This window comes from Actinomadura sp. 7K534 (assembly GCF_004348575.1).
In the GTDB taxonomy this organism is placed as follows: Bacteria; Actinomycetota; Actinomycetes; order Streptosporangiales; family Streptosporangiaceae; genus Spirillospora; species Spirillospora livida.
In genome coordinates this window covers 1-11,564 of sequence record NZ_SMKB01000222.1, presented here as the reverse complement: position 1 = coordinate 11,564, position 11,564 = coordinate 1, and the positions used below count along the sequence as shown (strand labels likewise).

General features: G+C 71.4%; 12 protein-coding genes. 8 read left to right on the top strand and 4 right to left on the bottom strand.

Annotation, left to right across the window (positions count from 1 at the left end; all coding sequences use genetic code 11):
• Positions 1-156 precede the first annotated feature (156 nt).
• Positions 157-909, bottom strand: a complete 753-nt coding sequence (locus E1266_RS29955; RefSeq protein ID WP_132052722.1) for a L,D-transpeptidase — start codon at positions 907-909, stop codon at positions 157-159.
• A gap of 93 nt (positions 910-1,002) precedes the next feature.
• Between E1266_RS29955 and E1266_RS29950 the strand changes: the two genes are divergently transcribed.
• The 3 genes from E1266_RS29950 (at position 1,003) to E1266_RS29940 (ending at position 4,662) form a co-directional block, all read left to right on the top strand.
• Positions 1,003-1,686: a response regulator transcription factor gene (locus tag E1266_RS29950; protein WP_132052720.1), complete on the top strand. Its 684-nt coding sequence runs from the start codon at positions 1,003-1,005 to the stop codon at positions 1,684-1,686.
• Positions 1,676-3,604 carry a HAMP domain-containing sensor histidine kinase gene (locus E1266_RS29945; protein WP_132052718.1) on the top strand — a complete coding sequence of 643 codons (1,929 nt, stop codon included), beginning with the start codon at positions 1,676-1,678 and terminating at the stop codon, positions 3,602-3,604. The genes E1266_RS29950 and E1266_RS29945 overlap by 11 nt, the downstream gene beginning before the upstream one ends.
• A gap of 77 nt (positions 3,605-3,681) precedes the next feature.
• Entirely contained in the window at positions 3,682-4,662 is a 981-nt protein-coding gene (locus tag E1266_RS29940; protein ID WP_132052716.1) for an aldo/keto reductase, read from the top strand.
• A 45-nt stretch (positions 4,663-4,707) separates the two neighbouring features.
• On the opposite strand, the gene E1266_RS29935 is transcribed toward E1266_RS29940, so the two are convergent.
• Together E1266_RS29935 and E1266_RS29930 are read right to left on the bottom strand one after the other, a co-directional pair.
• Complete coding sequence (locus E1266_RS29935) at positions 4,708-4,905, bottom strand: DUF397 domain-containing protein (protein ID WP_243719050.1); 198 nt, start codon at positions 4,903-4,905, stop codon at positions 4,708-4,710.
• Positions 4,902-5,756: a helix-turn-helix transcriptional regulator gene (locus E1266_RS29930; RefSeq protein ID WP_132052714.1), complete on the bottom strand. Its 855-nt coding sequence runs from the start codon at positions 5,754-5,756 to the stop codon at positions 4,902-4,904. Before E1266_RS29930 ends, E1266_RS29935 begins: the two co-directional genes overlap by 4 nt.
• Positions 5,757-5,968: 212 nt before the next feature.
• Between E1266_RS29930 and E1266_RS29925 the strand changes: the two genes are divergently transcribed.
• Complete coding sequence (locus E1266_RS29925) at positions 5,969-6,448, top strand: ATP-binding protein (RefSeq protein WP_165966264.1); 480 nt, start codon at positions 5,969-5,971, stop codon at positions 6,446-6,448.
• Positions 6,445-6,819, top strand: coding sequence for a VOC family protein (locus E1266_RS29920; RefSeq protein ID WP_165966263.1), 375 nt, complete (start codon positions 6,445-6,447; stop codon positions 6,817-6,819). The genes E1266_RS29925 and E1266_RS29920 overlap by 4 nt, the downstream gene beginning before the upstream one ends.
• Before the next feature lie 271 nt (positions 6,820-7,090).
• Here the strand turns inward: E1266_RS29920 and aceE are convergent, their stop codons facing one another.
• Complete coding sequence (gene aceE, locus E1266_RS29915) at positions 7,091-9,850, bottom strand: pyruvate dehydrogenase (acetyl-transferring), homodimeric type (RefSeq protein WP_132052708.1); 2,760 nt, start codon at positions 9,848-9,850, stop codon at positions 7,091-7,093.
• Between the two features lie 213 nt (positions 9,851-10,063).
• Here aceE and E1266_RS29910 point away from each other — a divergent pair, with 213 nt between their 5' ends.
• From E1266_RS29910 to E1266_RS29900, 3 genes are all read left to right on the top strand, one after another.
• Entirely contained in the window at positions 10,064-10,261 is a 198-nt protein-coding gene (locus E1266_RS29910; RefSeq protein ID WP_132052705.1) for a DUF1918 domain-containing protein, read from the top strand.
• Positions 10,262-10,389: 128 nt separating this feature from the next.
• Entirely contained in the window at positions 10,390-10,797 is a 408-nt protein-coding gene (locus E1266_RS29905; RefSeq protein WP_132052703.1) for a YjbQ family protein, read from the top strand.
• Positions 10,798-11,059: 262 nt separating this feature from the next.
• A complete protein-coding gene (locus E1266_RS29900; protein WP_131954932.1) occupies positions 11,060-11,488 on the top strand; it encodes a DUF3052 domain-containing protein in 429 nt (142 codons plus the stop codon).
• Positions 11,489-11,564 lie beyond the last annotated feature (76 nt).

Here is an 11,564-nt window from a genome sequence, read left to right as displayed (position 1 = left end):
GGGCTGGCCGGGGCCGGTACGGCGGTCACGGTGGGCGGGTCGGGCTCGGCGGAGGCCGTCCCGGCGGTGGCCAGGCCGGTGCCGGCCAGGCCCGCGCCCAGCGCGACGGCCGCTATGAGGGACTTCAACTGCACTGCTGTTCCTTTCGTCGCCATTTCAATTCCGGACGATGACGGGTGTGCCGATCGCCAGGTTCTGGGCCATCCAGGTGATGTCGTCGTTGCTGACCCGCACGCAGCCGTGGCTGACCCTGCCGCCCAGCGCGGACGCCTTGTTCGTGCCGTGGACGGCGAGCTGTCCCGGCCCTCCGGCGAACTTCTTCAGCGTCGGCGAGTGGCCGCTGAGCCCGAAGGCGTACGCGCCGTAGTCGCCGCGGGGGTCCGGCGGCTTGATCAGCTCGGTGAAGTAGAAGCGGCCCGGCGGGGTCGGGGTGCCGCCCTCGCCGGTGGCGACCTTGCCGGTGCGCAGCACCTTGTCGCCGTCGAAGACGGTGAACGTGAACGCCTCCGGGTCGATCTCGACGCGGTGGGACGTGAACGAGATCTTCACGTCGGACGCCTTGATCCAGCCGGTGCTGCCGTTCGGCCGGATCGGCAGCAGCACCTTGAGCCAGTCGCCGTCCCTGGCGTCGACGAGGAAGACCCGGGTGGCGCCCATCCTGTTGGGGCTCGGCAGGGTCGTCCAGGCCGCGCCGTCGCCCTTCTGCCGGTACACGGCGATCTCTCGCCCGCGCACGGTCGCTATCTCGGCACCGCCCTGCCCCGCCTGACCCTGTCCCGCCTGCTGCGGCGCGGCGGCCGCGGGGCCGCCCCCGGCGGGCGTGCCGTCGCCCGGCGGGCCGCAGCCCGCCAGCACGGCGATCGCGCCGGCGGTGAGGAGGGCGCCGATGTGAATTCTGACTTGGCGCATGCCGCGAGATGCTGGCCGAGAAGTGTGAAGAACCTGTGAGGCCGGTGTGATGATCCCGTGGTGCCGATCTTGGGTCCCTTACGCTCGGGAGCCATGAGCGCGGATGTCCTGGTCGCGGAGGATGACGTCAAGCAGGCGGAGCTGCTGCGCCGCTATCTGCAGCGGGAGGGGCACCGCGTGGTAGTCGTCCACGACGGGCGGGCCGCCCTCGACGAGGCCCGCGCGCGCCGCCCGGACCTCGTGGTGCTCGACGTGATGATGCCGGGCGTCGACGGCCTCGACGTCTGCCGCGGCCTGCGCGCCGAGTCCGACGTGCCGGTGCTGATGCTGACGGCCCGCTCGACGGAGGACGACCTGCTGCTCGGCCTCGACCTCGGCGCGGACGACTACGTCACCAAGCCGTACAGCCCGCGCGAGCTGATGGCGCGGGTCCGCACGCTGCTGCGGCGGGCCGGGTGCGCCGAGCGGGTGTACCGGGTCGGCGGCATCGCGGTGGACCCCGAGCGGCACACGGTGCACGTGGACGGGCGCGAGGTCGAGTGCACGCCCGCGGAGTTCCGCATCCTGGAGGCGCTGGCCGCGCGTCCGGAGCGCGTCCTCACCCGGTCGCAGCTCCTGGCGCACCTGCACGGCTTCGACCGCTTCATCACCGAGCGCACGGTCGACGTGCACGTGAAGAACCTGCGGAAGAAGATCGAGCCGCGGCCCGGCCGCCCGGTCCGGCTGTGCACCGTGTACGGCGTCGGGTACAAGCTGGTCGGCGACCGTGCGCCATAGCCTGCTGGTACGGCTGGTCGCCAGCTCGGTGCTGATCGCGGTGTGCTCGATCGTGGCGACCGCGTGGCTGGCGGCGCGCAGCACGTCCGGCGAGATCCGGGACCGGCAGGGCCGGACGCTCGCGCGCGACGCCCGCATCAACGACGCGCTGCTCGGCTACGCGGCGAGCCACCCGCGCTGGGACGGCGTCGGGGGGACCGTTCGGGAGCTGGCCCGGCAGAGCGGCGAGCGGGTCGCGCTGGCGACCGAGGGCGGCGTCCGGATCGCGGACTCGGCGCCGGACAGGCCGCTGCCCGCCCGCGCGTCCGCCGTCGTCGACCCGCTCGCCGTGGACGTCTCGCTGGTGCCGGGCGGGGCCGCCGACCGGATCGACGCGCGGGCGGCCGGGCCGTTCCGGCTGCCGGCGGCCGAGCGGGCGCGGCTGCGCGAGGAGGTCGGCGCGCAGGCGGCCTGCCTGCGCCGCGAGGGCCAGCGCGCCACGGTCGTCGTCGGGCCCGGCGGCCGCCCCTACCTGCGCCGCGAGGGCGGTCCGGCCGCCACGGCACCGGCCGCGAACCGCCCGCGCGCGCCCGCCGCCGGGGTCCGGCTCACCGGGACGCGGCCGGTCGCGGCCGCGTCCACGCCGGAGCCCGCCGCGCCGACGGCCCCGCCGGGAACGTCGACGCCGGAGACGACGCCCGGCGCGCCGAGCAGCCCGCCCGCCGTGCGTCCGCGGCCCCGGCCCGCCGAGACGCCGGCCCCCGCGCCGCAGCCCGTGCCGCGTCCGGCGCCGTGCTCGCCGGACACGCCCGGTCCGACCGCCACCGAGGAACGCGCGCTCGACCGGCTCACCGCCCTGGTCCGGCAGTGCCACGGAAGCCAGGTCGACGTGTGGCTGGACGAGACCGGCACACCGGCCGCGCCGTCGGCGGCCGCCGAATGCCTGGCCACCGCCCGCCGCACCCAGCTGAAGCCGTACGTCGCACCCGCCGCGCTGCTCTACATCGGCTCGCCGGAGGACCGCGCCCCGGCGATCGACCCGTATCGCATCGCGGGGGTCACCGCCGTGATCCTCGTCCTGGCGGTCGGGATGAGCGTGCTCGTCGCCACCCGGCTGGTGCGGCCGGTGCGGGCGGTCACCGCGGCGGCCCGGCGGATGCGGGCGGGTGACGGCTCGGCACGGGCCGTGGTCCGCGCCAAGGGCGAGGTCGGCGAGCTGGGCGCCGCGTTCAACGAGATGTCCGAGCACCTGGACCGGATGGAACGGCAGCGCAAGGCGATGGTCAGCGACGTGTCCCACGAGCTGCGCACGCCGCTGAGCAACATCCGCGGCTGGCTGGAGGCCGCGCAGGACGGCGTGGCCGACCTGGACCCCGCGCTGACCGCCTCGCTGGTCGAGGAGGCCACGCTGCTCCAGCACATCGTCGACGACCTGCAGCAGCTCGCGCTCGCCGACGTCGGCAAGCTCCGCCTGAGCCCCGAGCCGGTCGACGCGGCCGCCCTTACCGAGCAGATCGCGACCGTCTACCGCGCCGCGGCCGAGGCCGCCGAGCTCGCGCTGACCGTCGAGGTGGCGGGCCGTCCCCACCTGGAGGCCGACCCGGTGCGGCTGCGGCAGGCGGTCGGCAACCTCCTCGCCAACGCGGTCCGCTACACGCCCGCCGGCGGGCGGGTGACCCTGCGCGCGTACGGCGACGGCGACGACGTCCTGATCGAGGTGGCCGACACCGGGCCGGGCATCGCGCCCGAGCACCTGCCGCACGTCTTCGACCGGTTCTGGCGGGCGGAGAAGTCGCGCAGCCGCAGGACCGGCGGCAGCGGCCTTGGCCTCGCCATCGTCCGCCAGCTCGCCGAGGCGCACGGCGGATCCGCGGCGGTGCGCAGCGAGCCGGGCCGAGGCGCGACGTTCACCTTGCGACTGCCCCGCGCGCCGGAGTGAACACGGACGCCGGGTTGCACCGCCCGGGCACCGTGCTGCGAGGGTGGAGGTAAGCGCGTTGCTAGGGAGGATCGGTCATGGAACAGCGCACTCTGGGCCGCCAGGGCCTGGTGGCCTCGGCGATCGGCTACGGGACGATGGGCCTGACGATGGCCTACGGTCCTGGTGACGAGCAGGAGGGCATCGCCGCCATCAGGCGCGCGTACGAGCTGGGCGTCACCTTCTTCGACACCGCCGAGCTCTACGGCCTGGGCACCGGCTCCAACGAGATCCTCGTCGGCAGGGCGGTCAAGGACTTCCGCGACGAGGTCGTCCTGGCGACCAAGTTCGGGTTCGACCTGTCGTCCGGGAGGATCTCCGGCCTCAACAGCCGACCGGACAACATCCGCGAGGTCGCCGACAACAGCCTCCGTTACCTGGGCGTCGACCACATCGACGTGCTCTACCAGCACCGCGTCGACCCGGACGTCCCGATCGAGGACGTCGCCGGCACGGTCAAGGAGCTGATCGACGCGGGCAAGGTGAAGTACTTCGGGCTGAGCGAGGCGGGCCCGCAGACCATCCGCCGCGCGCACGCCGTCCAGCCCGTGTCCGTGCTCCAGACCGAGTACTCGCTGTTCGAACGGGACGTGGAGGAGCTGTTCCCGGTGCTGCGCGAACTGGGCATCGGGTTCGTGTCGTACTCCCCGCTGGGACGCGGCTTCATCACCGGCACCGCCAAGCCCGCCGGGTCCTACGACCCGACCGACATGCGCAACCACGACCCCCGCTGGCAGCCGGGCAACTTCGAGAAGAACCTGGCGGCCGTCGAGCGGCTCGCCGAACTGGCCGCCGCGAAGGACGCGACCGTCTCCCAGCTCGCACTGGCCTGGGTGCTGGCCCAGGGCGACGACATCGTCCCCATCCCCGGCACCCGCAGCCCGAAGCGGGTCGAGGAGAACACGGCCGCCGCCGAGCTGACCCTGACCGAGGCCGACCTGGACGCCATCGCCGCCATCCTGCCGACCGGCGGCTTCGGCGCCCGCTACGCCGAGGGCTCCCTACCCACCTGGGTCTGACGGCCACCGCGGAATCCGCTCAGTGACCTGTGTTCCGGTCCACGATCACGGCTGCGATGCCAGCTGGGCCAGGAGGCTTGTGAAGTGCTGGCGGGTGAGGGTGAGGTGGCCTGCGGCGAAATTCTTGCTGTCGCGGATGGCGATCTGGTCGCTGAGGTCGGCGATCTCGACGCAGTTGCCTTCGTCGCCTCCGCTGTGGCTGCTCTTGCGCCAATGAGGCTGGCTCATCGTGGGGGTGTTCATGATTGCGACGCTATCTCGTCTATGAGTTTCAGCGAAGCGGATCTGCTCAGGGCTGCCGAGAGCAGTAGTTCGAAGGTTTCCTCATGGGCTACGACCTCATTCTCGTCCTCCACGAAAAAGCTTTGGGCGAACCGGTCGATCACCGACACGGTGAGTTGGCCGGGTGGGCGCAAGGAGATAAGAAGGTGGGGACTGCCGAACCAGAGGTGCTCGCTGGCAGCGCTGGGGAGCACCCGCAGGTCCACATGTCCAAGGCGGGCGACTTCGGACAGCTTCCTAATCTGCGCGCGCAGGATCGCTGGGTCACCGCCGACGCGGTTGTGGAGAACCGCCTCCGCGATGATCGGCATATAGCGGGGCGGATCGGGCTGGCTTAGCACCCGCTGGCGGGAAAGCCGGAAATCAACCAGCGTCTTGGCGTTCCGCGGGTGTTTCGCAGGGCCGACGGCGATGAGTTTGCGCGTGTAGTCAGGGATCTGGAGAAGCCCAGGGACGATGCTGGGTTCGAAGTTGCGGATCTCGGCGGCATCCTCTTCCAGGCTGGCCAGGTCCAGAGCGGCGGCCGAGATCCGGCCCACTCGTTCTCGCACCCATTTGCCGGGTTTGTGGGTGGCGAGGTGGAGGAGGGAGTCGCGGAGGGGGCCGTCCTCGATGCCGTAGAAGTCGAGGAGGTCGGCGAGTTCGTCGGGGGCGATGGCCTGGAGGCCGTTCTCGACCATGCTCAGCCAGCCCTGGGAGCGGCCGAAGCGGCGGGCGACGGTGGCGACCGTCAGGTTGTGGTGGTCGCGGGCTTTGCGGAGCGCCGAGCCGATCCGGCGCTGGCGAACGGTGGGGGCGTTCCCGGAAGGCATCTCTCCAGAATGTCACCGACTGTGGTCGCTCGTACACGGAAAGGCGGCGCATTGAACGTTCAATCCGGAAACGTTCAGGGCGGGGGACACGAGCGCATCGGGCGGCGAATGTGGCGGGCGACTCCGAAAAGGAAGGGAGGCGCACGCATGGGAGCGCCCGAGACGGGGAGGACGCCGGTTTCCCGGCGCGGTGTGTCGTGGGTGGCGTGGTGGTGAGCGGCGGGCTGGTCGTGCTCGGCTCGCTCACGCTTCCGGGCGTCCGGAGGTCCGTGGGGTACGCGCGGAGCTTCCTGCGGGACATGGTGCCGGCGGCCCATCCCCGGCTGGACGACCTGGTGACCGTCACGAGCGAGACCGTCACGAACGCCATCGTCCACACGGACTCGGGTGACGGTGGCCGGGTGTCGATCAGCCTGCTGGCGGGAGGGGACCTCTACCGCCTGGAGGTCGCCGACGACGGTGCGGGCGGCAGGCGCCCGCGTCCCAGGGCGGAGACCGGGGCCGAGAGCGGGCGCGGGCTGTGGCTCGTGGAAGCCCTGTCGGACGGCTGGGGATTCCGGGCGGACGGGGCGCGCACCGTCGTGTGGGCGGAGTTCCGAGCGGGCGGGAACTCGCCCGGAAACACCGACAGGGGGTTGTCGGAATGCTCCCGGACGCTGGTGCCCGCAGCGTTCGAGAGAGGAGAGCGATGAGCGTTCCCGCGTTCAACACCGTCGCGTGGTTCCAGGTCGGCACCGACGCGCCGGAGGAGGCCCGCCGCTTCTACGGCGACCTGTTCGGCTGGAAGATCGAGGCCGACCCCGACGGCGACGGCTACGACCTGGTCCGCTACCCGGGAGCCGACATCCCCGTGGGCGGCATCTCGCACGAGGCCGCCGCGTCCGGCAGGCACGCGATGTTCCTGGTCATGGTCGAGGACGTCGACGCCCTCTGCGCGGAGACCGAGAAGCACGGCGGCAAGGTGGCCCTGCCCACGGTCACCGCGAGCACCGGCCTGAAGTTCGCCTACCTCCAGGACCCGGCGGGCAACACCTTCGGCGTCTTCTCACCCGCGGCGGCCTGACGGCGAAAGCACGAAGGGCCCCGAGGTGAACCTCGGGGCCCTTCCGGTCATCGCGGCCTACACCTCCGCGATCACCGCCACAACTACCTCAGCCACAGCCACGGGTCGTGCGGCCGGAGCGAGTGCAGCGAGCGCAGGTCGCACGACCCGCCGAGCCGGGCGACCGCAGCGACACAACACACGTCCCGCACGGTCACGCCAGACCGAAACGGTGGCGTGAGGATCGACCGGCTCGCAACGGGGGTTCCAGGGGGTCGCCCCCCTGGGCGAGTCAGCCGACGCCGTTGGCGAACACGTCGCTGACGTCCGCGTCGAGACGGTAACGCTGGATCGCCTGCTGGAGCGTCTCCGGCTTGATCTCGCCGTGCCGGGCGAGCCGGGTCAGCACCGCCAGCACGATCGACGCGGCGTCCACGTGGAAGTAGCGGCGGGCCGCGGCGCGGGTGTCGGAGAAGCCGAACCCGTCGGTGCCGAGCGAGGTGTAGTCCGTGTGGACCCACGGGGCGATTTGGTCGGGTACGGCGCGGGTGTAGTCCGATACCGCGACGATCGGCCCGGCGACGTTCTCCAGCCTGCGGGTCACGTACGGGACGCGCTGCTCGGCGTCCGGGTTCAGCAGGTTCCACTCGTCGCACGCGCGGGCCTCGCGGGCCAGCTCGTTCCACGAGGTCGCCGACCACACGTCGGCGGCGACGCCCCAGTCCTCGGCGAGGAGCCGCTGCGCCTCCAGGGCCCACCGGCCGCCGACGCCGGACGCGAGGATCTGCGCCCGTGGGGTCTCGCCGTTCCCGGCGACGGTCTCCGGGGCGGCCTTGTACGGGTACAGGCCCTTGAGAAGGCCGTCGACGTCGACGTCGTCCGGCTCGACCGGCTGCTGGTACGGCTCGTTGTAGACGGTCAGGTAGTAGAAGACGTTCTCGCCGTCCGGGTGCTCCTCGGACGTCCCGTACATGCGGCGCAGCGCGTCCTGGACGATGTGCGCCAGCTCGAACGCCCACGTCGGGTCGTAGTGGACGCAGGCCGGGTTGGACGCGGCGAGCAGCGGGGAGTGGCCGTCGGCGTGCTGGAGGCCCTCACCGGTGAGGGTGGTGCGCCCGGCGGTGGCGCCGAGGAGGAACCCGCGGCCCATCTGGTCGGCGAGGGACCACATCTGGTCGCCGGTCCGCTGGAACCCGAACATCGAGTAGAAGATGTACACCGGGATCATGTGCTCGCCGTGCGTCGCGTACGCGGTGCCCGCGGCGATCGCCGACGCCATCGACCCGGCCTCGCTGATGCCCTCGTGCAGCATCTGGCCGCTCTGCGACTCCTTGTAGGACAGCAGCAGCTTGCGGTCCACCGCGTCGTAGGTCTGCCCGTGCGGCGAGTAGATCTTGGACGTGGGGAACAGCGAGTCCATGCCGAACGTGCGGTACTCGTCCGGCGCGATCGGCACGAACCGGGCGCCGATGTTCTCGTCCTTGATCAGGTCCTTGAGCAGCCGGACGAACGCCATGGTCGTCGCGACGTTCTGCTTGCCGGAGCCCTTCTTCAGCTCGCTGTAGACGGGGTCGCCGGGCAGCTTGAGCGGCTTGGCCCGCACGACGCGCTTCGGCAGGAACCCGCCGAGCGCGGCGCGGCGCTCGCGCATGTACTGGATCTCATCGGAGTCCTCGCCCGGGTGGTAGTAGGGCGGGAGCGGCGCCTCCAGGGCGGAGTCCGGGATGTCCAGGTAGAGGCGGTCCCGGAACTCCTTCAGCTCGGCCTTGGTGAGCTTCTTCATCTGGTGGGTGGCGTTGCGGGCCTCGAAGTCGGAGCCCAGCGTCCAGCCCTTGATGGTGTGCGCGAGGATCACGGTCGGCTGCCCGACGTGCTCGCGGGCCGCCTTGAACGCCGCGTAGACCTTGCGGTAGTCGTGCCCGCCGCGCGACAGCTTGCGCAGCTCGTCGTCCGACAGGTGCTGGACGATTCGGCGCAGCCGCGGGTCGGCGCCGAAGAACTTCTCCCGGATGTACTCGCCGGACTCGACGGTGAACGTCTGGAACTGCCCGTCCGGCGTGGTGTTCATCTGGTTGACGAGCACGCCGTCGACGTCCTGGGCGAGCAGCGGGTCCCAGTCGCGGCCCCAGATGACCTTGATGACGTTCCAGCCGGCGCCGCGGAAGTAGGACTCCAGCTCCTGGATGATCTTGCCGTTGCCGCGGACCGGGCCGTCGAGCTGCTGGAGGTTGCAGTTGATGACGAACGTGAGGTTGTCGAGCTCCTCGCGGGCGGCCAGGCCGATCGCGCCGAGCGACTCGGGCTCGGCCATCTCGCCGTCGCCGAGGAACGCCCACACGTGCGAGCGGGACGTGTCCTTGATCTTCCGGTTGTAGAGGTAGCGGTTGAACCGGGCCTGGTACACCGAGTTGATCGCGGTGAGGCCCATGGACACCGTGGGGAACTCCCAGAAGTCCGGCATGAGCCGCGGGTGCGGGTAGGACGACAGGCCGCCGCCCGGGTGCGAGTGCTCCTGGCGGAACCCGTCGAGCTTCTCCTCGGGCAGGCGTCCCTCAAGGTAGGCGCGGGCGTAGATGCCGGGTGAGGCGTGGCCCTGGATGAAGACCTGGTCGCCGGACTCGCCGTGGTCCTTGCCGCGGAAGAAGTGGTTGAAGCCGACCTCGTACAGGGATGCGGCGGAGGCATAGGTCGCGATGTGGCCGCCGACGCCGATCTCCGGGCGGTTCGCCCGCGACACCATGATCGCGGCATTCCACCGGATGTAGGCGCGGATGCGCCGCTCCACGTGCTCGTCGCCGGGGAACCAGGGCTCGTGCTCCGGCGGGATCGTGTTGATGAAGTCGGTGCTGCGCAGGCCGGGCACCCCGACCTGCAGCTCCCGCGCCCTCTCCAGGAGCCGGAGCATCACGTACCGGGCCCTGCCGCGGCCTTCTGTCTTGATGACCGTGTCCAGCGACTCCAGCCACTCCCGGGTCTCATCCGGGTCGATGTCCGGCAGCTGGCTCGGCAGGCCGTCGCTGATGATCGAAAAGCGTTGACGTCCGGAAGCCACGGGGTCCCCTCTGTCCTTACGTCCATGCGGGTGAGACCGGGGCCTCCGCGCGGGTCGGCCACCGGTCCCCGGCAGACTGTTGTCGCTCGTCTCAGATTCCATCGTCGCCGTTTATGACGGCTAACGCATCTCTACCAACCGGTAACCATTCTCCCCGGTCAACCGGGGTACGCACCTGGGAGAGCGGTTTTTCCCGACGAGATCGGAGGAGCCATGAACGGGCGAGTCGGAGACCGGCTGCTTGTCCACGGCAACATCGTGGGGCAGCCCGACCGGCAGGGGGAGATCCTGGAGGTGCGGGGCGAGAACGGGGGCCCGCCGTACCTGGTCAGGTTCGACGACGGCCACGAGACCCTGGTGTACCCGGGGCCCGACGCGGTGATCGAGACCAGGGAGCGGACGTCCCGCTGACCGGACCGAGCACGGACCGGACCGAGCACGTACCGGACCGAGCACGCACCGGGCGCCGCGCCCGCGGTCCCGGAAGATCATGCGGCCCCGGAGGCGTCCGGGGCCGCGGATCGGGTATGCCGGGGATCATGGAGAGCACCGTGGTCCGCGTGACGACCGGGGCGCGCGAGGTCGTGCACGACATCACTGCGGAGTGCGAGCGGTTCGCGGCGTCGGCGGGCGGCGACGGGCTGCTGCACGTCTTCGTCCCGCACGCCACCGCAGGCGTGGCGGTCATCGAGCTGGGAGCGGGCAGTGACGACGACCTCCTGGCCGCCCTCGGGGACCTGCTGCCGGCGGACGACCGCTGGCGGCACGCGCACGGCTCCCCGGGACACGGGCGGTCGCACGTGATGCCCGCGCTCGTCCCGCCGTTCGCGACCCTGCCGGTGATCGGCGGGAGGCTGGCGCTCGGGACGTGGCAGTCGGTGGCTCTGGTGGACCTCAACGTCGACAACCCCGATCGTGAGATTCGGTTGTCGTTCCTAAAGGGATGAGCGCCGAGCGCACCGGGTGCCCTCACAGGGGAGCCGGGATGAGCGGACCGCGTGTCACCCTGCGTGGGGACGCTGTCACAGCTATTTCCGTAATCGGGCCAATGAGGCCACCAAAAGCCGGGAAGACACTTGCGCTAGGGGCCCTCACTTGTGTGGACTGTCCCGCAAACACCGCACAGGTGCGGGCGGGCCACCCGTCCCGGGGGCCGGAACAGATACATGCACGACACCGTGCGGACTTGACGACCATGGGAGGACTTTCGTGAGCGCGACCGCGGGTCAGGCGCAGTCTGAGCGCAGCCTGGCCGAACGGCTCGGCCTGAAGGCGGGCCAGGTGGTGCAGGAGATCGGCTACGACGACGACGTCGACGAGGAGCTCAGGGAGTCCGTCGAGGCCGTCACGGGGAACGAGCTGGTCGACGAGGACTACGAGGACGTGGTCGACGTCGTGCTGCTGTGGTGGCGCGAGGAGGACGGCGACCTGTTCGAGGGCCTGACCGACGCGATGATCCCGCTCACCGGCGGCGGCAACATCTGGCTGCTGACGCCCAAGGCGGGCCGGGACGGCCACGTGGAGCCCAGCGACATCGGCGAGGCCGCGCAGACGGCCGGGCTGTCGCAGACCAGCAGCGTCAGCGCCGCCAAGGAGTGGTCCGGAACGCGGCTGGTCGCGCCCAAGGTCCGCAAGTAGTCCCCGGCGCCCGGCGACTCGGGCGGCGCGGGGTGGCAGACTGATCCCGTCCCCCACGCCGGTGGGGGGCGGGGCG

Bases quoted from the DNA above. Each gene is read 5' to 3' on its own strand.
- E1266_RS29920 (WP_165966263.1), top strand. From the start codon at position 6,445: ATGAGCGTTCCCGCGTTCAACACCGTCGCGTGGTTCCAGGTCGGCACC.
- E1266_RS29955 (WP_132052722.1), bottom strand. From the start codon at position 909: ATGCGCCAAGTCAGAATTCACATCGGCGCCCTCCTCACCGCCGGCGCG.
- E1266_RS29940 (WP_132052716.1), top strand. From the start codon at position 3,682: ATGGAACAGCGCACTCTGGGCCGCCAGGGCCTGGTGGCCTCGGCGATC.
- E1266_RS29905 (WP_132052703.1), top strand. From the start codon at position 10,390: ATGGAGAGCACCGTGGTCCGCGTGACGACCGGGGCGCGCGAGGTCGTG.
- E1266_RS29935 (WP_243719050.1), bottom strand. From the start codon at position 4,905: ATGAACACCCCCACGATGAGCCAGCCTCATTGGCGCAAGAGCAGCCAC.
- E1266_RS29950 (WP_132052720.1), top strand. From the start codon at position 1,003: ATGAGCGCGGATGTCCTGGTCGCGGAGGATGACGTCAAGCAGGCGGAG.
- E1266_RS29930 (WP_132052714.1), bottom strand. From the start codon at position 5,756: ATGCCTTCCGGGAACGCCCCCACCGTTCGCCAGCGCCGGATCGGCTCG.
- E1266_RS29910 (WP_132052705.1), top strand. From the start codon at position 10,064: ATGAACGGGCGAGTCGGAGACCGGCTGCTTGTCCACGGCAACATCGTG.